17 protein-coding genes and 1 pseudogene are annotated in these 21,060 nt (G+C 67.0%); 7 read left to right on the top strand and 11 right to left on the bottom strand.

Features of this window, described 5'->3' with window-relative positions; all coding sequences use genetic code 11:
* Positions 1-188: 188 nt before the first annotated feature.
* From pyrF to C4E04_RS16040, 6 genes are all read right to left on the bottom strand, one after another.
* Positions 189-914: an orotidine-5'-phosphate decarboxylase gene (gene pyrF, locus C4E04_RS16065; protein WP_245416124.1), complete on the bottom strand. Its 726-nt coding sequence runs from the start codon at positions 912-914 to the stop codon at positions 189-191.
* Positions 915-922: 8 nt separating this feature from the next.
* The gene (locus C4E04_RS16060; protein WP_109598960.1) at positions 923-1,546 is read right to left on the bottom strand and encodes a class I SAM-dependent methyltransferase; all 624 of its coding nucleotides are present in this window, start codon (positions 1,544-1,546) and stop codon (positions 923-925) included.
* Between the two features lie 63 nt (positions 1,547-1,609).
* A complete protein-coding gene (dnaJ, locus tag C4E04_RS16055; protein WP_109598958.1) occupies positions 1,610-2,749 on the bottom strand; it encodes a molecular chaperone DnaJ in 1,140 nt (379 codons plus the stop codon).
* Between the two features lie 108 nt (positions 2,750-2,857).
* Positions 2,858-4,771 (bottom strand): molecular chaperone DnaK, encoded by a 1,914-nt coding sequence (dnaK, locus tag C4E04_RS16050; RefSeq protein WP_109598956.1) that lies wholly within the window; start codon positions 4,769-4,771, stop codon positions 2,858-2,860.
* A 257-nt stretch (positions 4,772-5,028) separates the two neighbouring features.
* The gene (locus C4E04_RS16045) at positions 5,029-5,919 is read right to left on the bottom strand and encodes a bifunctional helix-turn-helix domain-containing protein/methylated-DNA--[protein]-cysteine S-methyltransferase (RefSeq protein WP_109598954.1); all 891 of its coding nucleotides are present in this window, start codon (positions 5,917-5,919) and stop codon (positions 5,029-5,031) included.
* 281 nt (positions 5,920-6,200) lie between these two features.
* Positions 6,201-6,710, bottom strand: a complete 510-nt coding sequence (locus C4E04_RS16040; protein ID WP_109598953.1) for a DUF2244 domain-containing protein — start codon at positions 6,708-6,710, stop codon at positions 6,201-6,203.
* Between the two features lie 20 nt (positions 6,711-6,730).
* On the opposite strand from C4E04_RS16040, the gene nth reads away from it, so the two are divergent.
* Positions 6,731-7,492: an endonuclease III gene (gene nth / locus C4E04_RS16035; RefSeq protein ID WP_109598951.1), complete on the top strand. Its 762-nt coding sequence runs from the start codon at positions 6,731-6,733 to the stop codon at positions 7,490-7,492.
* A 254-nt stretch (positions 7,493-7,746) separates the two neighbouring features.
* Here nth and C4E04_RS16025 read toward each other — a convergent pair whose 3' ends face one another.
* On the bottom strand, positions 7,747-8,544 hold the full coding sequence (locus C4E04_RS16025; protein WP_109598947.1) for an undecaprenyl-diphosphate phosphatase: 798 nt from the start codon (positions 8,542-8,544) through the stop codon (positions 7,747-7,749).
* Positions 8,545-8,636: 92 nt separating this feature from the next.
* Here C4E04_RS16025 and C4E04_RS21490 point away from each other — a divergent pair.
* The 4 genes and pseudogenes from C4E04_RS21490 to C4E04_RS16010 all read left to right on the top strand — a co-directional run.
* Positions 8,637-8,888, top strand: a pseudogene (locus tag C4E04_RS21490) (glutathione S-transferase N-terminal domain-containing protein); the annotation flags it as partial.
* Positions 8,889-8,992: 104 nt separating this feature from the next.
* On the top strand, positions 8,993-9,409 hold the full coding sequence (locus C4E04_RS21485) for a glutathione S-transferase family protein (RefSeq protein ID WP_245416122.1): 417 nt from the start codon (positions 8,993-8,995) through the stop codon (positions 9,407-9,409).
* Between the two features lie 83 nt (positions 9,410-9,492).
* Positions 9,493-10,545 (top strand): tRNA epoxyqueuosine(34) reductase QueG, encoded by a 1,053-nt coding sequence (queG, locus tag C4E04_RS16015; RefSeq protein WP_371682068.1) that lies wholly within the window; start codon positions 9,493-9,495, stop codon positions 10,543-10,545.
* Positions 10,542-11,414: an SDR family oxidoreductase gene (locus C4E04_RS16010; protein ID WP_109598943.1), complete on the top strand. Its 873-nt coding sequence runs from the start codon at positions 10,542-10,544 to the stop codon at positions 11,412-11,414. The genes queG and C4E04_RS16010 overlap by 4 nt, the downstream gene beginning before the upstream one ends.
* Here the strand turns inward: C4E04_RS16010 and C4E04_RS16005 are convergent.
* The 3 genes from C4E04_RS16005 to mutS all read right to left on the bottom strand — a co-directional run bounded on the left by C4E04_RS16005 (position 11,402) and on the right by mutS (position 16,907).
* Complete coding sequence (locus C4E04_RS16005; RefSeq protein ID WP_109598941.1) at positions 11,402-12,358, bottom strand: GNAT family N-acetyltransferase; 957 nt, start codon at positions 12,356-12,358, stop codon at positions 11,402-11,404. The genes C4E04_RS16010 and C4E04_RS16005 overlap by 13 nt on opposite strands.
* A gap of 201 nt (positions 12,359-12,559) precedes the next feature.
* Positions 12,560-14,104: a YifB family Mg chelatase-like AAA ATPase gene (locus tag C4E04_RS16000; protein ID WP_109598939.1), complete on the bottom strand. Its 1,545-nt coding sequence runs from the start codon at positions 14,102-14,104 to the stop codon at positions 12,560-12,562.
* 70 nt (positions 14,105-14,174) lie between these two features.
* Positions 14,175-16,907: a DNA mismatch repair protein MutS gene (mutS, locus tag C4E04_RS15995; RefSeq protein WP_109598937.1), complete on the bottom strand. Its 2,733-nt coding sequence runs from the start codon at positions 16,905-16,907 to the stop codon at positions 14,175-14,177.
* A gap of 153 nt (positions 16,908-17,060) precedes the next feature.
* Between mutS and C4E04_RS15990 the strand changes: the two genes are divergently transcribed.
* A complete protein-coding gene (locus C4E04_RS15990) occupies positions 17,061-19,349 on the top strand; it encodes an NADP-dependent malic enzyme (protein WP_109598935.1) in 2,289 nt (762 codons plus the stop codon).
* Positions 19,350-19,359: 10 nt separating this feature from the next.
* On the opposite strand, the gene C4E04_RS15985 is transcribed toward C4E04_RS15990, so the two are convergent.
* Positions 19,360-20,103 carry a sulfite exporter TauE/SafE family protein gene (locus C4E04_RS15985; RefSeq protein WP_109598933.1) on the bottom strand — a complete coding sequence of 248 codons (744 nt, stop codon included), beginning with the start codon at positions 20,101-20,103 and terminating at the stop codon, positions 19,360-19,362.
* Between the two features lie 331 nt (positions 20,104-20,434).
* On the opposite strand from C4E04_RS15985, the gene C4E04_RS15980 reads away from it, so the two are divergent.
* Positions 20,435-21,052 (top strand): HAD family phosphatase, encoded by a 618-nt coding sequence (locus tag C4E04_RS15980; RefSeq protein WP_245416121.1) that lies wholly within the window; start codon positions 20,435-20,437, stop codon positions 21,050-21,052.
* Positions 21,053-21,060: the final 8 nt, after the last annotated feature.

Below are 21,060 nucleotides of genomic sequence, written 5' to 3'. Positions count from 1 at the left end.
GATCGCGTCATTCCGGGGCCGCGCAGCGGAGCCCGGAACCCATAAACTCTGACGATGCAGGATAAAGCGCAGCGGTTCTTGCAATGCCCTGTTCTAAGACGCCGGTGTTTATGGGTTTCCCCGCTTCGCGTGGCCCTCCGGGTCGGGCTCTCGCTATGCTCGCCCCGGAATGACGGTCGGGAAGGGGATCAGGCCGCCTGCGTGATTTCCGCCAGAATGGCCTCGGCGGCCGCGCGCGGATCCGCGGCCTTCACGATGGGCCGGGCGACGACCAGGTGGGTGGCGCCCGCGCGGATGGCGTCTGCCGGGGTCACGACGCGCTTCTGGTCGCCCGCCTCCGCACCGGCCGGGCGGATGCCGGGGGTGACGATCAACCGGTCGGACCCGAGGATGGCACGCACGCGCTCCGCCTCCGGGGCCGCGCAGACGATGCCGTCCACGCCGATGTCCCGCGCCTGGGCGGCCCGGCGGGCGACGAGCTCCGCGGCCGGGACGGGGGCATAGCCCGCCTCGACGAGGTCGCTGTCGTCGTAGGAGGTCAGCACCGTGACGGCGAGGATCTTCAGGGAAGAGCCGGCTTTGCCGGCGACGGCGGCCCGCATGGTCTGGGGATAGGCGTGGACGGTGAGGAGCGTGGCGCCGAGGCGCGCGACCGAGCGCACGCCTGCCTCCACCGTGTTGCCGATGTCGTGGAGCTTGAGGTCGAGAAAGACTTTCTTGCCTTGGTCGATCAGCTCCCGCGCCAGCTCAAAGCCGCCCGCATAGGCGAGCTGGTAGCCGATCTTGTAGAAGGTGCCGGCATCGCCGATCCGGTCGACCAGGGCGCGGGCCTCCTCGACGGACGGAACGTCGAGGCCGATGATGAGTCTGTCACGCATGTCCTTCGCGGAGGAGGATTCCGGGCGGAAGGACATGGCGGCGCTCATGGATTCGTGACCTTGTTGTAGACCCAGACGCGGGCCGGGGGGAGATTGCGCCAGATCCGGTTGGAGGCGCGGGTGCGATAGGCCTGCGAGCGCGCCGGGATCGGCGGCACGACCGCATAGGTGAACTGGATGAAGGGCGCGTCCGCATGCATCATGCCCTGCGCGGTCTCCAGAAGCTCCAGGCGCTGGTCCATGGGCTTGGTGAAGAGGGGCAGGCTCGACACGGTGGCGGCCGCGGGCTCCGCGAGGACGCCCGAGAGCGTCTCGGCAAGGTCGTAGGCATCGCCCTGGACGATGGTGGCCTTGGGGAAGCGACGCTTCAGGAGCTGGCAGAATTCCGGATTGAACTCGACGAGGATCAGCCGGTCCTGCGCGACGCCGCGGCGGATGAGGGCATCGGTCACCGGGCCGGTGCCGGGGCCAAGCTCCAGAATCGGGCCTGGAATGCGGGGATCCACGAAGGCCGCCATGGTCCGGGCAAGCGCCTTGCCGGACGGCGTGACGGCACCCATCACGAGGGGACGCTCGAGCCAGGATCGCAGAAAACGGGCCTCGTCTTCAAAGCGGTCCTTGCCAAGCGGCAGCTTTCGAGACCGGGGCCTTTGGAACGACTGGAGCACAAGCGGATCCTTCGAGACGGGATCGGACAGGTTCTTTAGAACTCAATGAAAACGACCGTCAAGCTAAGTGGATCCACTCAGCCCATCGAAGAATTCACGCACCCGGGAGAAAAATCCGTTGCTTTCCGGGTGGTTTTCCTTGGAGCATTCCTGGTCGAACTCCATCAGGAGCTCCCGCTGGCGCTTGCTCAGTTTCTGTGGAGTTTCCACAACGACCTGAATGTAGAGGTCGCCTACGTCCCGCGAGCGCAGCACGGGCATGCCCTTGCCCCTCAGGCGGAACTGCTTGCCCGACTGGGTGCCCTCGGGAACCTTCACCTGGGCGTCGGTGCCGCTCAAGGTGGGCACGCTGAACTCGCCGCCGAGGGCTGCCGTCACCATGGAGATCGGCACCCGGCAGAACAGGTCCGCCCCGTCGCGCTGGTAGAAGGGGTGCGCCTTGATCGCCAGGAAAATGTAGAGGTCGCCCGAGGGGCCGCCACGCAGACCCGCTTCTCCCTCGCCCGCAAGGCGGATGCGGGTGCCGTCCTCGACCCCGGCCGGAATGTTGACCGACAGGGTCCGCTCCCGGGTGACGCGTCCGGCGCCGCCGCAATTGGGGCAGGGATCGTCGATGACCTCGCCGCGCCCGTGGCAATTGGGGCAGGTGCGCTCGATGGAGAAGAACCCTTGCGTCGCGCGCACCCGGCCCGCGCCGCCGCAGGTGGGGCAGGGCTTGGGCTGGGAGCCCGCCTTGGCGCCGCTGCCGGAGCAGACTTCGCAGGTGATCGAGGTGGGAATCTTGAGTTCGGCGGTCTTGCCGTGGAACGCCTCGTCGAGGGAAATCTCGAGGTTGTAGCGCATGTCAGCGCCGCGCTCGCGCCCGCCGGTGCTGCGCCCGCGCCCGCCACGCCCGGCATCGCCGAAGAAATTCTCGAAGATGTCCGACATGAAGTCGGAGAAATCACCGCCGAAGCCCGGCCCGCCCGCGCCGCCATTGGCGAAGGCCGCATGGCCGTAGCGGTCGTAGGCCGCCCGCTTCTGACCGTCCGAGAGGGTCTGGTAGGCCTCGTTGATTTCCTTGAACTTGATCTCGGCCTCGTGGTCCCCCGGATTGCGGTCCGGGTGGTACTTCATCGCGAGCTTCCGAAACGCGGATTTCATCTCCACTTCGGTGCAGGTCCGCGAAACGCCGAGGATCTCGTAATAATCGCGCTTCGACATGAACGCGTTAGCCCCTTGCAGGGGCAAATGGCGAGCGGCGAAGGGAGAATGGGAGAAGCCTCACTTCAACCATCCGCCCTTCGCCACCTGCCATTCGCCTAATTTATTTTAAGCCCGCTTCTTCTTGTCATCATCGTCGACTTCCTGGAAGTCGGCATCGATGACATCGTCTTTCTTGGGCTCTTCTTCGGAAGCCTGTTCGCCACCTTCACCGGCCTGCGAGGCCTGGTACATGGCCTCGCCGAGCTTCATGGAGGCCTGCATCAGGTCCGTGGTACGGGCCTTGATGGTCTCCACGTCCTCGCCGCCGAGGGCCTGGCGCAGCGCGTCGATGGCGGTCTCGATGGCCTGCTTGTCGGCCGCCGCGACCTTGTCGCCGAAGTCCTTGAGGGACTTCTCGGTCGAGTGGACCAGGCTCTCGCCCTGGTTCTTGGTCTCGACCAGCTCGCGCCGCTTCTTGTCCTCGGCCGCATGGGCCTCGGCGTCCTTCACCATCTTCTCGATGTCGGCGTCCGAGAGGCCGCCCGAGGCTTGGATGCGGATCTGCTGCTCCTTGCCGGTGGCCTTGTCCTTCGCGGTCACGTTGACGATGCCGTTGGCGTCGATGTCGAAGGTCACCTCGATCTGCGGCATGCCGCGCGGGGCCGGCGGAATGCCCATCAGGTCGAACTGGCCGAGCAGCTTGTTGTCGGCCGCCATCTCGCGCTCGCCCTGGAAGACCCGGATCGTCACGGCGTTCTGGTTGTCCTCCGCCGTGGAGAAGACCTGGCTCTTCTTGGTCGGGATCGTGGTGTTGCGGTCGATCAGGCGGGTGAACACGCCGCCGAGCGTCTCGATGCCGAGGGACAGCGGGGTCACGTCGAGGAGCAGCACGTCCTTCACGTCGCCCTGGAGGACGCCGGCCTGGACGGCGGCGCCGATGGCCACCACCTCGTCCGGGTTCACGCCCTTATGGGGCTCCTTGCCGAAGAACGACTTCACGACTTCCTGGATCTTCGGCATGCGGGTCATGCCGCCGACCAGGACGACCTCGTCGATCTCGCCCGCCGAGAGGCCGGCATCCTTCAGCGCCTTGCGGCAGGGCTCGATGGTCTTCTGCACCAGGTCGTCGACGAGCGACTCGAACTTGGCGCGGGAGAGCTTCATGGCCAGGTGCTTCGGGCCGGAGGCGTCCGCCGTGATGTAGGGCAGGTTGATCTCGGTCTGCTGCGCGGAGGAGAGCTCGATCTTGGCCTTCTCGGCCGCCTCCTTGAGGCGCTGAAGGGCGAGCTTGTCCTTCGTCAGGTCGATGCCCTGCTCCTTCTTGAACTCGGCCGCCAGGTACTCGACGAGGCGCATGTCGAAGTCTTCGCCGCCCAGGAAGGTGTCGCCGTTGGTGGACTTCACCTCGAAGACGCCGTCGCCGATCTCCAGGATCGACACGTCGAAGGTGCCGCCGCCGAGGTCATAGACCGCAATCGTGCCGTGCTGCTTCTTGTCGAGGCCGTAGGCCAGCGCAGCCGCCGTCGGCTCGTTGATGATGCGCAGCACCTCGAGTCCGGCAATCTTGCCGGCGTCCTTAGTGGCCTGGCGCTGGGCGTCGTTGAAGTAGGCCGGAACCGTGATGACGGCCTGCGTCACCGGCTGGCCGAGATAGGCCTCCGCGGTCTCCTTCATCTTCTGCAGGGTGAAGGCGGAGATCTGGGAGGGGGAATATTGCTTGCCGTCGGCTTCGACCCAGGCGTCGCCGTTCGGACCCTTGATGATGTGATAGGGAACGAGGCCCATGTCCTTCTTGGTCATGGGATCGTCGAAGGTGCGTCCGATCAGGCGCTTGATGGCGAAGAAGGTGCGCTCGGGGTTCGTGACCGCCTGGCGCTTGGCCGGCTGGCCGACGAGGCGCTCGCCTTCGTCCGTGAAGGCCACGATGGACGGGGTCGTCCGCGCGCCTTCCGCATTCTCGATGACTTTGGCCTGCGAGCCTTCCATCACGGCGACGCAGGAATTGGTGGTGCCGAGGTCGATACCGATGACCTTACCCATGGCGGGATCCCTCACTTTCAAGCAGACCGCCGGGCCCTAAAAGCAGCCCGGCCCATGGCTTAATGGGTTGAACATGGACAGGGTGCTTCCGTCGCCGGCCGCCCCCTGTGCTGGCGCTGATATAAGAAGGGCTTTCGGGCGCTGCAAGACGAAGGCGAGCGGATGGTTTCCAGCCACCCTTGCCCGAATGAAAGTGTTGCAATCCTGCCATAAGAAGACAACAGGGCTCTCCGCCCTGTTGCCCAGGAAAAACGTCCTCAGTGGAGGCCCGCCTCCCAGCCCAGGATCGCCTGCTTGCGGGTGAGGCCCCAGTGGTAGCCCGTGAGAGCGCCGGATTTCCCCAGGACCCGGTGGCAGGGGACCACGAAGGAGACCGGGTTGCGCCCCACGGCGGCGCCGACGGCGCGGCAGGCCTTCGGGTTGCCGAGATGCCGGGCGATGTCCGAATAGGTGGCGGCCCCGTCTCGGGGGATGCGCAGCAGGGTCTTCCAGACCCGGACTTCGAAATCGGTGCCGATGAGCACGACCTTGAGGGGCTGCTCGGCTCGCCACCGGCCAGGCTCAAAGATTCGGCGGGCGAGGGGGGCCGTGGCGGCCTGGTCCTCTAGGTACTCGGCCTTCGGCCAGCGCCGCATCAGGTCCGCGAGGGCCGCCTGGCGGTCGCCGTCGTCCACGAAGCCGAGGCCCGCCAGTCCCCGCTCGGTGGAGACCAGCACCGCCTCGCCGAAGGGCGAGGGGTGGAAGCCGAACCGCATAGTCAGCCCCTGGGCGCCGGCCTTGTAGTCGCCCGGCGTCATGGCCTCGTGGGTCACGAAAAGGTCGTGCAGCCGGGCCGGGCCCGAGAGGCCGACCTCATAGGTGGTGTCGAGGACGCTGGCCGAGGAGGCAAGCAGGGCCTTGGCGTTGTCCAGGGTGATGGCCTGGAGGAAGGCCTTGGGCGACAGGCCCGCCCAGCGGCGGAAGAGGTGGTGCACATGGGTCGTCGAGAGCCCCACATGCTCGGCGATGGCCTCTAGCGACGGCTGATCCCGCCAGCGCTCGGAGATATAGGCGATGATCGAACGCACCCGCTCGTAATCCGAACGGGGCTCGTCCGGGACCTGGAGCGCTGCCGGCTCGATGGTGATGTCGCGCAATGTATCCAGCATGGGCATATTCCTTTGTACAGGATCATAGCTCCCGTGCGGGAGAGCGACACCCGTTTCCTGTGATACCATCGTCATTCCGGGACAGCTCGGAGAGCTGGGCCCGGAACTCATAAACACTGGCGGTGTAGGATAAGCACAGCGGCTCCAGTGACTTATTATTCTGAAACGCTGGTGTTTATGGGTTCCGGGCTCCGCTGCGCGGCCCCGGAATGACGGCCGAGGGCCTCTTCCCCAGGGAGAGGTCAGAAAAGAGGAAACGAAGGACGCCCGGCCCGGGGCGCTCAATAGCCCCGCTTCACGTCGGCAAGGGCCCGGCCGAAGGCTTCCGCGAAGCTCTCCCGCTCAGGTGGGGACAGGTCGTGGGCGATCTCTACGTGCTGACCCCGGGACACCAGGGTCAGCTCCTGAAGGCCGAATTCCTCGTCCTCCCGGCGGTCGAGGCGGGTCCAGAGGGGGTTGAACAGCCATTCGCGCCGCTCCCCGCGGTGGCTGACCTTGGTGAGCAGTAATCGGATGGGCGTCAGGACCAGAACCTCGAAGGATTGGCCCTGCCGGTAATTGATTCGGAACGCCAGGTAGAGGCCGAAGAAGTCGAGGCCGAAGAACCCCACCACCGGCCAGAAACCCAGAGCCACGAAGGGAAGACTTGCGAGGATGGACGTGAGGCACAAAAGGACCATGACGATCCGGAAGCCCTGCGGGCCGAGGGATCGGTGCGGCCGGATCACGGCTTCGAAGACCGGCCGTTCGGCCCGGTCCGAGGCTTCGTATGCCACCTTGCTGCTTTCCATCCAGGAATTATAACGCCGTCATGTCCGATCTGAAGCAGTCAACCCGCCGCATATCCAAATCCGCGGCCAAAACCCTTGTGCCGAAGGTGGTTGCCGGGAAGGCTGCTCCGGCCCGCGCCACGCGTGGCCGTGCACCCAAGCCCGTGGACCGGGCGACCCTCGCGGAGATCTTCCGGCGCCTGCACGATCTCAACCCGGAGCCGAAGGGCGAGCTGGAATACACCAATCCCTATACGCTCCTCGTCGCGGTGGCGCTCTCGGCCCAGGCGACGGATGTGGGCGTCAACAAGGCGACGCGGGGCCTTTTCCCTGTCGCCGACACGCCGCAGAAGATGGTGGCGCTCGGCGAGGAGGGGCTGCGCGAGCGCATCAAGACCCTCAATTTCTTCAACACGAAGGCGAAGAACGTCATCGCGTTCTCGAAAAGGCTGGTGGAGGAGTTCGGCGGCAAGGTGCCGGATTCCGTCGAGGTTCTGGAGACCTTCCCGGGCGTCGGCCGCAAGACTGCGAGCGTCGTCGTCAATATCGCGTTTGGGGATCCGCGCATCGCGGTCGACACCCATATCTTCCGGGTCACGAACCGCATTCCGCTCGCCATCACGAAGACGCCCCTCGAGACCCAGGTGGCCCTCGAGGCCCTGATCCCGGACGAGTACCGGCTCCATGCCCATCACTGGCTGATCCTGCACGGGCGCTATATCTGCAAGGCGCGAAAGCCCGAATGCTGGCGCTGCCCGATCGTGGATCTCTGCCGCTATCCGGACAAGACACCGGCTCCTTAAAGGGCCGTTCAGCGCGCGAGGCAGCGCAGCGGCCCGGGCACGCAGGCAATACCCGGGGTCGAGCAGGCCGCAGTGCCGGCGGGAAGGCGGCGGCAGACCATGCAGCCGTCGCTCCATTCCCGGCAGGAGGCGGGCGGCCCCGCGTGCGGTGTGGCAAGCGTACCTGCCAGAACGGCCAGCACCGTGACCGCGAGGGCGACGACGATCGCGGTCGTGACCGCGAGTGCTTCTCCGGGGGAGGGCATCCGGTTCCTTTAGCCGAACACGATCAGGCCCGCGAGCCCGGCTGCGCCGACGATGATCCGCCACCAGGCGAAGGGCGCGAAGCCGTGGCGGGAGATGTAGTCGAGGAAGGTTTTCACGACGAGGAGCGCCGAGAAGAACGCCGCCACGAAGCCGACCACGATGAGCGAGGCATCGTTCGCCGTGAGGATCTTGTAGTTCTTGAGCAGGTCATACGCGAAGGCGCCCGCCATGGTGGGCATGGCGAGGTAGAAGGAGAACTCTGCCGCCGCGCGCTTCTCGGCCCCCAGCAGCATCGCGCCCACGATGGTGGCGCCCGAGCGCGACACGCCCGGGATCATGGCGAGGCACTGGAGGAAGCCGATCTTGAGATACATGGGCAGGGGGAACTTGGTGGCGTCCCGGTATCCGGCCGAGAGCGGCATGGCGTCTACGAGCAGCAGCACGAAGCCGCCGCCGATCAGGGTCATGCAGACGATCCAGGGATCGAACAGCACGTCCTTGATGAAGCCGTGCAGGGCTGCGCCGATGAGGGCGGCAGGCAGGAACGCGATGAGGACGCCGATCACGAAGCGCCGGGCATCGGGGTCGTAGGGCAGCGCTCGGGCGATGGCCCAGAGCCGGTTGAAGTAGACCGACAGGATCGCCAGGATCGCGCCGAGCTGGATCAGCACCTCGAAGGTCTTGCCGGTGGATTCGAAGCCGAGGAAGTGCCCGACAAGCAGGAGGTGCCCGGTCGAGGACACGGGCAGGAACTCGGTCAGGCCCTCGATGAGGCCCAGGAACAGCGCCTCGATGAATTGCGACATCGTTGGAAATCCTAAAGAGCGGCGTCACATGGGAGAGGCGGCCCTGGCCTGTCAAGCATCTTGCACCGCGGCATTCCCGCTTTGCAGAGCTTATGAGATTCACCAAAATTCCTTACCGAGCCTTAACGAAGCACGGCCTTATTCTCGCCGCCTGTTTCGCGTCTGAGACGTTCATGGCAATCCTCCATTATCATCCCTTTTGTCCGCATTCGCGGTTCGTACGCTTGATTCTAGCCGAATTGGGCGTCGAAGCGGAGCTGATCGAGGAAAAGCCCTGGGAGCGGCGCGTTCCGCTGCTCGAAATCAACCCGGCCGGCAACCTGCCCCTGTTCATCGACGATGACGGCCTTGCGGTCCCGGGCTCCCTGGTGATCGCCGAATATCTGGACGATACCCGGGGCGGGGACCTTGGGGACCGCCGCTTCCTCCCGCGGGGGCGGAGCAGCGGGTGGAGGTTCGCCGCCTCCTGGACTGGTTCCTGTCGAAATTCCATATGGAGGTGTCGGACTACGTCGCGACGGAGAAGATCTACAAGCGCTTCATGCCGGCGGAATTGGGCGGCGGCCCGCCCGATATGGGCGCGATTCGCGCGGCGCGGGCCAATGTGCGATACCACCTCAAATATATCGGGTACCTGATCGCCACCCGGAACTGGCTTGCGGGCCACCATCTGACCTACGCGGATATGGCCGCGGCCGCTCACCTGTCGATTGTGGATTATCTCGGCGACGTGCCATGGGACGAGGACGAAACAGCGAAGCATTGGTACGCCAGGATCAAGTCCCGGCCGTCCTTTCGCGCGCTCCTGGCGGACCGGGTGCCCGGAATGGATCCGTGGGAGCATTACGACAACCTCGACTTCTAGAGGGCGAGGCGCTCAAGCGCGCCTTTGTCGAGAGGGCCCAGGCCCTCGGCTTCGACACGGTCCGCGTCGCCCGCCCGGATTCGATCCCGCTCGCGCCCGAGCGCCTCAAGGCCTGGCTGGCCGAGGGCTATCACGGCGCCATGGACTGGATGGTCGAGACGGCGGAACGCCGCTCGGATCCGCGGACCCTCTGGCCGGAGGTGCACAGCGTCATCCTCCTCGGGCTGAATTACGGCCCTGCCGAGGATCCGCTTGCGGCGCTCACCCTGAAGGATCGCGGCACGATTTCGGTCTATGCCCGCAACCGCGACTATCACGACGTCATCAAGGGCAAGCTGAAGGAGGCGGCCGGCCTCCTGGCCGCGAAGGGCGGCGCCGACGTGAAGGTGTTCGTGGATACCGCGCCCGTGATGGAGAAGCCTCTGGCCCAGGCCGCCGGTCTCGGCTGGCAGGGCAAGCATACGGTCATCATCTCGCGGGATTTCGGCAACTGGCTCTTTCTCGGGGCGATCTTCACCACGGCGGAACTGCCCGTCGACGCGCCGGAGCGCGACCATTGCGGCTCGTGCCGGCGCTGCCTCGACATCTGCCCGACCAACGCCTTCCCGGAGCCCTACCGGCTCGATGCCCGCCGCTGCGTCTCCTACCTGACCATCGAGCATAAGGAGCATATCCCCGAGGACCTGCGCGCCGGGATCGGCAACCGCATCTTCGGCTGCGACGATTGTCTCGCGGTCTGCCCTTGGAACAAGTTTGCCCAGACGGCCCGCGAGGCCCGTCTCGCCCAGCGCGACGATCTCGCGGCCCTGCCTCTCGCGGAACTTGCTCGTCTTGACGATCCCGCCTTCCGGACCCGGTTCGCCGGCACGCCGATCAAGCGGACCGGCCGGGACCGGTTCGTCCGCAACGTGCTGATCGCCATCGGCAATTCGGGTGAGCGGGGCCTTGCGGCGGAGGCCGTGCGCCTCCTCGACGATCCCTCACCCCTGGTGCGCGCCATGGCGGTCTGGGCCCTGTCGCGGCTTGCCCCTGACGAGGTGGCCCGCCACGCCGCCGGACGGCGGGAGCACGAGGCGGACGAGGATGTCCGCGCCGAGTGGGAGCGGGCGCTTGCACCGGGAGAGGTCCCCGCATGAAGCTTTTCGTTTTCGGTCTCGGCTACACGGCACAGGCCTTCATCCGGTCCGGCCTGCCCTGGAGCCGGGTGGCCGGCACGGTCAGGAGTGCTGGAAAGGCCCAGAGCCTGCGACGGGACGGGATTGCGGCCCTGTCCCTCGATGAGGCGAGCGATGCGGAGATTGCGGCCGAGATCGGCAGCGCCGACGCTCTCCTGGTCAGCGCGCCCCCCTCGGAAACAGGCGACCCGCTCCTCGCCCGGGTCCGGGCACTGCTCGCTCGCGCCTCTAGCCCCGCCTGGACGGGCTATCTTTCCACGACGGGAGTTTACGGCGACCGGGGCGGGGCCTGGACGGACGAGACTGTGCCGGCGAACCCGCAGAGCCCGGGCTCCCGGCGACGGCACGAGGCCGAGGAGGCTTGGCTCGGCCTGGGGCGCGAGACCGGACAGGCCGTCCAGGTTTTTCGCCTCGCGGGCATCTACGGGCCAGAGCGCAACGCGCTCGCCAACCTCGCCCGGGGCCGGGCGCAGCGCATCGTCAAGCCCGGGCAGGTGTTCAACCGCATCCATGTGGACGATATCGCGGCGATCCTGGCCGCCTCCCTGGCGCGTCCCCGGGGTGGAGCGATCTACAATGTGGCGGACGACGAGCCGTCTCCGCCGCAGGATGTGGTGACCTATGCGGCCACCCTCGCGGGCGTGGAGCCTCCCGCCGAGATCCCCTTCGAGGACGCGGATCTGAGCCCTGCAGCGCGCGGCTTCTATGCGGAGAACAAGCGGATCGCCAACGGGCTGATCAAGCGCGAACTCAGCGTAAGGCTGCGCTACCCCACCTACCGGGAGGGGCTCGACGCTCTTTATGCGGCGGGAGAGTTTCAGCTCGCGTGACGGTTCGCGCTCGGCCCGAAATGGTCGATATAGCGGGGATTGATCGCCGAGACCGGCAGGATCACGAGCACGTCCGTCGTGCCGAACTGGCGGTCGATCACGGCCCCGCGCCCGAAGCTGGCGCCGAGGCGCAGGTAGCCCTTGATCATGGGCGGCAGCGCATGGAGCGCCGCCTTGGGATCCACCTCTTCCTTCGGCAGGATATCCATGGCGGTGAAACGCTCGGGCAGGGCGCTCGCCTGCCATTCCGGCGGCGCCGAGGCGTAATGGTGAAGGAAGCTCAGGGGCAGGGCGAGCTTGTGGGGATCGGTCCCCTCCAGGCTCGCGCAGCCGATCATCACGTCGATGCGGTGATGCAGCACGTAAGCCCAGATCCCGTGCCAGAGGAGCTCCACCGTGCGCTTGTTCCGGTAGGGCTTGAGAACGCAGGAGCGGCCGAGTTCCAGGAAGCGCAGGCCCGGATGGGACCCGATCAGCGGGGCGATGTCGTATTCCCCGGCCGTGTAGAAGCCTTGATGCCGGTCCGCCACCTCCTGCCGCAGCAGGCGATAGGTGCCCACCACCTTCGGCTTGGCCGGGCGGAAGGGCTTGGCCTCCACGTCATGGTCCAGCACCAGCAGGTGGTCGCAGATGGCGTCGTAATCGTCGACGTCGCGGCGGGAGAGCCGGGCCGTCCCGTCCGGAACGGCTGCCATCTCCTGAAAAAAGATCTTGAAGCGAAGCTTCTGGGCTTGGCGGATCTCCTTGTCGGTGGTCGCCAGGCGCACTTCGAGGGAGCCGATCCGGCCGAGGACGGGGTCGAGGGTGCCGTGGTCCCGCACGGCCCGGCGGAGGCCCGGCAGGAACTTGACGATGCTCTTCGCCCGAATTTCCGAAAGGGGAGCAGGCGGTGCCGGGACGGCAAGCCGAAGCGGAGCCGCTTCGTCCGGACGGGAAGGCGTCATCGTGACCTCGTTCGATTGAACCGTATGGGTTGGACCCCGGGAGGAATCGGGCCCCTTGCGTTGTGACATAAGACTCATTTCGAACGGTTTCGTGACAGGGAAGATCAAGGGTCGAGAGAGACTTATCAAGCCTCGTGCAATATTTCCGTCATCTTTCCTCAGGGATGAATTCTGGCTCTGGGCCGAATTTCCTCCGATTGTTCAGGCCAGCGCCGCGGTCGGGCGCCGGTCCGCCGAAGCCCGGTAGGACAGGGCCTCGGCCAGATGGATGCGCCGGACTTTGGCCTCGCCGTCCAGATCCGCGAGGGTCCGCGCCACCTTGAGAACCCGGTGGAAGCCCCGGGCCGAGAGGCGCATGGCGTTCGCGGCATCGCGGATCAGCGTGGCCCCGTCGGAATCCGGCTGCGCAACCTCGTCGAGCACGGGCGGCGGGCAGGCCGCATTGGTAGTGACGCCTTCAAGTCCGAGGGCCGCGTAACGCTTCGCCTGCCGCTCCCGCGCCTGCGCGACCCGGGCAGCCGCCTCGGCCGAGCCTTCGGCTGGCGGAGGCAGGATGAGGTCGGCGGCGGTCACGGCCGGGACGTCGATGACCAGGTCGATCCGGTCGAGCAGGGGCCCCGAGATCCTGGCCTGATACTGGGCGATGCAGCGCTCGTTCGGCTGGCGGCGGCAGACGAAGCCCGGTTCGGTGGCCTGCCCGCAGCGGCAGGGATTCATGGCGGCGACGAGCTGGAAGCGCGCCGGATAGGTGACCCGGTGATTGGCACGGGCGATCAGGATCTCGCCCGCCTCGAGGGGCTGTCTCAAGGAATCGAGCACCTGGGGCTGGAATTCGGGCAATTCGTCGAGAAACAGGACGCCGTGATGGGCAAGAGACGCCTCGCCGGGCCGGGCGTTCAGCCCGCCTCCCACGAGGGCCGCCATGGAGGCCGAGTGATGCGGCGCCCGGAAGGGGCGGCGGTTCGTGAGCGCCCCCTCGGCCAACAGGCCGGCCACGGACTGGATCATCGACAGTTCCAGCAATTCCCGCGGCGCCAGAGGCGGCAGGATGGAGGGCAGGCGCTGGGCCAGCATAGACTTGCCGGCCCCCGGCGGCCCGGACATCAACAGGTTGTGCGCGCCCGCGGCAGCGATCTCGAGGGTGCGCTTGGCACTCTCCTGCCCCTTGATGTCGCGCAGGTCCGGCATGGCGCCAGAGGTCGGCATGATCGCCGGTTTCGGCCGCGCCATCACCTGGCTGCCCTTGAAGTGGTTGGCGAGCTGGATGAGCGAGGCCGGTGCCAGGATGTCGAGGTCCTGGCTCGCCCAGGCGGCCTCGGCGCCGCAGGCCGCCGGGCAGATCAGGCCGTGCTGCCGCTCGACCGCCGCCATGGCGGCGGGCAGCACTCCGGCCACCGACGTGATGGACCCGTCGAGGGCCAGCTCCCCCAGCACCGTGAAGCCGTTGAGCGCATCGGCCGGAATGGCCCCCATCGCGGCCATGAGGCCGAGCGCGATGGGCAGGTCGTAATGGCTGCCCTCCTTGGGCAGGTCGGCGGGCGCGAGATTCACGACGATCCGCTTCGCCGGCAGGGCGAGGCCCGAGGCGATCAGGGCGGAGCGCACCCGCTCGCGGGATTCCGCGACGGCCTTGTCCGGAAGCCCGACAACCGCGAAGGCGACATTCCCGGCCGCAATCTGGACCTGCACATCGACCGTCCGCGCTTCGATTCCTTCGAAAGCGACCGTTGCGACATGCATGACCATAGGAACCCGGACTCCGTGAGCCGGCGAACTTATCGCAATCTTCCTGAATGCGATAGAGTTACATTTCCGCTCAGAGCTGGCCCTTGAGACGATAGAGCGCTTCGAGCGCGTCCCGTGGTGTCATCTCGTCCGGGTCGAGAGCCTCGAGGGCCTGCCGCAGGGGATCGGGAGCCGCGGGTTTCGCGGGTTCCGGGCGCGGGGCCGCAACGGCGAAGAGGGGCAGATCGTCCACCAGGGCCTTCTTGGGATGCTCCCGGTCCGAGCGCTCGAGCTCGCTCAGGATCGCCCTTGCGCGCTCCACCACGGCCGCCGGTAGGCCGGCGAGGCGGGCCACCTGCAAGCCGTAGGACCGGTCGGCCGCGCCGGGAACGACCTCGTGCAGGAAGACGACCTCCCCATGCCATTCCGTCACCTTCAGGGTGGCGTTGGAGACCCGGGGCAGCCGCTCGGCCAGGGCCGTCAGCTCGTGGAAATGGGTCGCGAAGAGCGCGCGGCAGCGATTGGCCTCGTGCAGATGCTCGATGGCCGCCCAGGCGATCGAGAGACCGTCGAAGGTGGCGGTGCCGCGCCCGATCTCGTCGAGGATCACCAGGGAGTGGGAGGTCGCCTGGTTGAGGATGGCGGCGGTCTCGACCATCTCGACCATGAAGGTCGAGCGGCCGCGCGCCAGGTCGTCCGCGGCGCCGACCCGGGAGAACAGCCGGTCCACTATGCCGATCCGGGCCTCCTTCGCGGGCACGAAGGCCCCCATCTGGGCGAGCACCACGATGAGCGCGTTCTGGCGCAGATAGGTCGACTTGCCGCCCATGTTCGGGCCGGTGATGAGCTGGATATGCCCGGCTTCGCTGCCCGAAAGGTCGGAATCGTTGGCGATGAAGGGCTGGCCCTCCCGCCGGAGCGCCGCCTCGACCACCGGATGGCGGCCGCCGACGATCCGGAACGCGAGGCTCCTGTCGACCAGGGGACGTGTCCAGTCGAGCCGCATGGCAAGATCCGCCAGGGCGGCCGTCACGTCCACCACGGCCATAGCCTCCGCGGCGGCCGCAATGTCGGCCGACAGGGCGACGAGGTCCTGGGCCATCGCCTCGAAGAGCCCGAGCTCGATCTTGAGCGCCCGGTCGGCCGCCGAGGCGATCTTCGATTCGAGTTCTCCCAGCTCGACGGTGGAGAACCGCATGGCGCCCGCCATGGTCTGCCGATGGACGAAGATCTCCTTCCAAGGCTCCTTGAGCAGGTCCTCGCCCACGTTCTGCGGCACTTCCACGAAGTAGCCGATCATGTGGTTGTGCTTCACCCGCAGGGTCCGACAGCCGGTCTCGGTCGCATAGCGGGCCTGGAGGGCCGCGATGAAACGGCGGGAATCCTGCTGGAGCTCGCGCAGTTCGTCGAGGTCGGGCGCATAGCCCGCGCGGACGAAGCCGCCGTCGCGCTTCAGGAGGGGCAATTCGTCCGCCAGGAGGGCCGCGAGCCTGTCGGCGACGCTCGTGTCGAGGGATTGCAGCGTTCGGGCCGCCTCCGCCAACTCCCGGGACAGGTTGGGCGCGATGGCGAGTTCGAGGCCGAGATCCCGCGCCGCCAGGAGGCCGTCGCGAACGCAGGCGAGGTCCCGCGGCCCGCCGCGGCCGAGGCCGAGACGCGACAGGGCGCGGGCGAAGTCGGGCGAGCGCTTGAGGATGCGCCGGAGGCGGTCCCGCAGCGCCCCGTCATCCAGGAGAACCGCGACGGAATCCTGCCGGTCGTGGATGGCGTCAGGGTCCGTAAGGGGGCCGGCGAGCCGCTCCCCCAGAAGCCTGGCGCCGCCCGGCGTCACCGTGCAGTCGATGGTGGCGAGCAGGCTCCCGGCCCGCTCTCCCGAAAGGGTGCGGGTGAGTTCCAGATTGGCCCGAGTCGCCGCGTCGATGGCGAGCGTCGCCCCCGTCCCCCCGCGGGAAGGCGGATGGAGGACCGGCCGGCTGTCGATCTGGGTCTTTTCCACATAGAAAAGGGCGCAGCCCGCCGCCGCGATCTCGGCCCGCCCGAAGGACCCGAAGGCATCGAGGGTCGCGACCCCGAAATATTCCTTCAGGCGCCGCTCCGCAGAGGCGGGGTCGAGCCCCTCCCGCGGCAGGGGCGTGACGGCGATCTTCGTCTCGCGCCAGAAGGGCGCGAGTTCCGGATCGTCATGGATCGAATCCGGCACCAGGATCTCACGGGGATCGAAGCGGGCGATCTCGGCCGAAAGGCCGGCCCCGTCCGTCTCGCTCAAGGTGAAGCGGCCCGTCGAGATGTCCACGGCCGCAAGACCGTAGCACCATTCGTGCTCCGAAACCCGGCGCCGTGCGACCGCCAGGAACAGGTTCGCCCGGCCCGGATCCAGGAGGCGGTCCTCGGTGATCGTGCCTGGGGTGACGAGGCGCACCACGTCCCGTCGCACCACGGATTTGGCGCCGCGCTTCTTCGCCTCCGCCGGATCCTCGGTCTGCTCGCAGACCGCCACCCGGTAGCCAAGGCCGATCAGGCGCTGGAGGTAGTCGTCGGCCCGGTCCACGGGCACGCCGCACATGGGGATATCCTGCCCCTGGTGCTTGCCGCGCTTGGTGAGGACGATCCCGAGCGCCTGGCTCGCGACTTCAGCATCCTCGAAGAACAGCTCGTAGAAATCCCCCATCCGGTAGAACAGGAGACTGTCGGGATTGGCGGCCTTGATCTCGATATACTGCGCCATCATGGGCGTGACGCGACCGTCCTGCACGGCGGGCTTGGCCGCGGCGGGCGCATCGGTTTCGGGACGGTCGGGCGAGATGGTGCGGGCTTGGGTCGACATCCCGCCCTTCCTAGCAAAACCCGCCACGGCTTTCACCCGTGGCATAGGGTCAGGGGAGAGGGTGTGCACAAGTCTTGAGGGGAGACGCATCCTTGCCTTAAGGTCTCAGACTCCCTCGGGAGCATCCCGCCGCAACCCTCTGCGAAAAAACACATGACCGATCAGTCCACGCCCCGCCGCAGCCGACCGACCTTCACGGATCAGGAGGCGCTCCAGTTTCACGCACAGGGGCGGCCCGGGAAGCTGGAGATCGTACCGACCAAGCCCATGGCGACCCAGCGCGACCTGTCCCTGGCCTATTCGCCGGGCGTCGCGGTGCCCGTGAAGGCGATTGCCGAAAATCCCTCGCTCGCCTTCGACTACACCACCCGCTCCAACATGGTGGCGGTGATCTCGAACGGCACCGCGATCTTAGGACTCGGCAATCTCGGGGCGCTTGCGTCCAAGCCCGTGATGGAGGGCAAGTCCGTCCTGTTCAAGCGCTTCGCGGACGTGGATTCCATCGACCTGGAGGTCGACACGGAGGACCCGGACGCCTTCATCAACTGCGTGCGCTATCTCGGCCCCTCGTTCGGGGGCATCAACCTGGAAGACATCAAGGCGCCGGAATGCTTCATCGTCGAGGAGCGTCTGCGCGAGCTCATGGACATCCCGGTCTTCCATGACGATCAGCACGGCACGGCGATCATCGCGGCGGCCGGGCTCATCAACGCCCTTCATCTGACCGGGCGCGACATGGCGAAGACCAAGCTCGTGGTGAACGGCGCGGGCGCGGCTGGCATCGCCTGCACGGAACTTCTGAAGGCCATGGGCTTCGCGCCCCAGAATGTCGTTCTGTGCGACACCAAGGGCGTCATCTACGAGGGCCGCACCGAGGGCATGAACCAGTGGAAATCGGCCCATGCGGTGAACACGAAAGCCCGCACCCTGGCGGAGGCCATGGAGGGGGCCGATGCGGTGTTCGGGCTTTCGGCCAAGGGAGCCTTCTCGGACGACATGATCCGCTCCATGGCCGAGAACCCGATCATCTTCGCCATGGCGAACCCAGACCCGGAAATCACGCCCGAAGAGGTCGCGCGCATCCGTGATGACGTGATCATCGCCACCGGCCGCTCGGATTACCCGAACCAGGTCAACAACGTGCTGGGCTTCCCCTACATCTTCCGGGGCGCCCTCGACGTGCAGGCGACCACCATCAACATGGAGATGAAGATCGCAGCGGCCCGCGCCCTGGCGGATCTCGCCCGCGAGGACGTGCCCGACGAGGTGGCGGCCGCCTATCAGGGCGCACGCCCGCGCTTCGGGCGCGAATACATCATTCCGGTCCCGTTTGACCCGCGGCTCATCCACACGATCCCGCAGGCGGTGGCGCAGGCCGCCATGGAGACGGGCGTCGCCCGCCGCCCCATCGTCGACATGCGCGCCTACAAAGCGCAGCTCTCCGCCCGGCGTGACCCAGTCGCCGGAACCCTTAACCGCATCTTCGAGCGCGTGCGCCGCTTCCCCAAGCGGGTCGTCTTCGCGGAGGGCGAGGAGGAGCAGGTGATCCGCGCGGCCCTGTCCTTCGTCAACCAGGGCCTCGGCCGGGCCATCCTCGTCGGCCGCGAGGACCGCATTCAGGCGACAGCTGCGCAGGCCGGCATCGATCTCGAAGGCCGCGAGGGCATCGAGATCCACAATGCGCGCCTGTCCCACCGCAACAGCACCTATGCGCAGTTCCTCTACGAACGCCTGCAGCGCAAGGGCTTCCTGTTCCGCGACTGCCAGCGCCTGATTAACCAGGACCGCAACCATTTCGCAGCCTCCATGGTGGCGTTGGGGGATGCCGACGCGATGGTGACGGGCGCCACGCGCAACTATTCGACGGCGCTTGCCGACGTGCGCCGGGTGATCGACGCGAAGCCCGGCCATCGGGTCATCGGCATTTCGCTGTGCCTGGCGCGGGGCCATACGGTTCTGGTGGCCGATACGGCCATCCACGAGATGCCGACCGCGCAGGAACTGGCCGAGATTGCCATCGAGGCCGCGGGCGTCGGCCGGCGCCTCGGCTACGAGCCGCGGGTTGCGCTGCTGTCGTTCTCCACCTTCGGTCATCCCCGGGCGGAGCGCGCCGAGAAGATCCAGGAGGCGGTGCGAATCCTCGACGGGATGCGGCTCGATTTCGAGTATGACGGCGAGATGTCGGCCGATGTGGCACTCAACCGGGAGGTCATGGCGCAATACCCGTTCTGCCGCCTGACCGGGCCGGCGAACGTGCTCGTCATGCCGGCGTTCCACTCCGCCTCCATCTCGACCAAGATGCTGCAGGAACTCGGCGGCGCCATGGTTCTGGGACCCATGGTGGTTGGCCTCGACAGGCCGGTCCAGATCGTGTCTCTCGGCGCGACGGATGCGGACATTGTCAACATGGCGGCGCTCGCGGCCTACAATATCGGCGGCTGAGGCGGGGCTCTCAGCGCAGGCCCTGCTCGACCAGGATGACGCCGCCGCACACGATGGCGGCGTCGAGGATCGCGTTGTGGATATGGATCGGCAGGGCTTCCGTGAGCCGCTTGGCGATGAAGGCGCCGGGCGTTGCCGAGAGGCCGACCAGCAGGGCCATGATCCACGAGGAGGGCGGCAGGGCGCCGAAGGCCTGGAAGGCGCCGGTCTTGGCGACGCCGATCGCCATGGAGATGATCGCATCCGTCGCCACGACGGCGCGCCCGTTGAGGCCCGACGCCATGAGGATCGAGATCAGCACCACGCCCGATCCGGAAGTGCCGCCGGCGAGGAGCCCGTAGCCTGCGCCCGCCGCCGCGAGCCCGGTGCCCGAGAGCCTGGCGCGGAGGCGCTTCAGGACCATGCGCAGCGGCACCATGGCGATCAGGAAGGAGCCGATCAGGATGCTCGCCCCGGCGCCGGACAGGAAGGTGTAGCCGTAGGCGCCGAGGAAGCAGGTCGGAATCGCCACGCTGCCGACGACGAGCGCCCGGCGCAGGTCCACCTCGTGCCGGAAGGCGACCACGCGGCTGCCGTTGGTCAGGAGAGCCGAGACCCCGATAATGGGCACGACCGCATCGGCCCCGACGATGGGCACGAGGACGAGGGGCATCAGGAGCCCGGTTCCGTAGCCGGCGACGCCGCCGAGGGTCCCGGCCCCCAGGGCGCAGAGCGCCACGAGGAGATATTGGAGAAGGCTGACATTCTCGGCCATCGGCACCTCACCGCGGGCCGTGCCGGGTGGTCCGGCTGCCGGCCCGAATGGCCACGCCCGGAATAACCCTCGTCATTTCGGTCACTCTCTGTGCCCCTGGCATAGGCCGTCGCTGCCTGTGGATCGTCCCGTCCCTTTGGAAAACTGTGACGGTTCCGGTGGAATGCCGCAATCTCCGTCTTGGTCCGCCGAGTGCTTCAGCATCGGTTCAGGTGGGGCATGGCCAGTCAGTCCCCGTTTCCGTGGGGCTGGGTTCCATTTTTGAGAATGGTCCGCCGAGGTCCGGCGGAGTAGACTTCGGAAAACCAAAGCCAAAAATATGGGGGTAGCCTTGAGCGTCCGGAATCCGACCACTGTCGTCTTCGATGTCGGCAATGTCCTGCTGCGCTGGGATCCGCGCAATCTGTACCGCACGATCTTCGACGACGAGTCCGAGATGGAGTGGTTTCTGTCCACGGTCTGCACTGGCCAGTGGAATCTCGAGCAAGACCGCGGGCGCGACTGGGAGGAGGCGGTGGCTCTCCTCGTCAAGGATTTTCCGCATCACGAGGCTTCGATCCGCGCCTTCCACGACCGCTGGGAGGAGACTGTCTCGGGCGCCATCGAGGAGAACGTCGCGCTTCTCGGGCGCCTGCGGGAGGCGGGCGTTCCCAATTACTGCATCACGAATTTCTCGGCCCCCAAATTCGACCTGTCGAAGAAGCGTTTTCCGTTCCTGGACGGGTTCGACGGCACCATCGTGTCCGGCGATGAGCGCCTCCTGAAGCCCGAACCGGAGATCTACCGGCTCCTCCTCGACCGCTACGGTCTCGAAGCCGGGAAATGCGTTTTCATCGACGATTCCAAGGCCAATGTGGAGGGCGCCCGGGCGGTGGGCATGCATGCCATCCACTTCGTCGAGCCGATGGACCTCGCGGCCGAGCTCGACCGCTACGGCATCGCCGCCTGATCCGGCTT

Source organism: Microvirga sp. 17 mud 1-3, assembly GCF_003151255.1.
Classification (GTDB): Bacteria; Pseudomonadota; Alphaproteobacteria; order Rhizobiales; family Beijerinckiaceae; genus Microvirga.
Note: the sequence above shows the minus strand (reverse complement) of the source record. Positions and strands in the feature narration are given on the sequence as shown.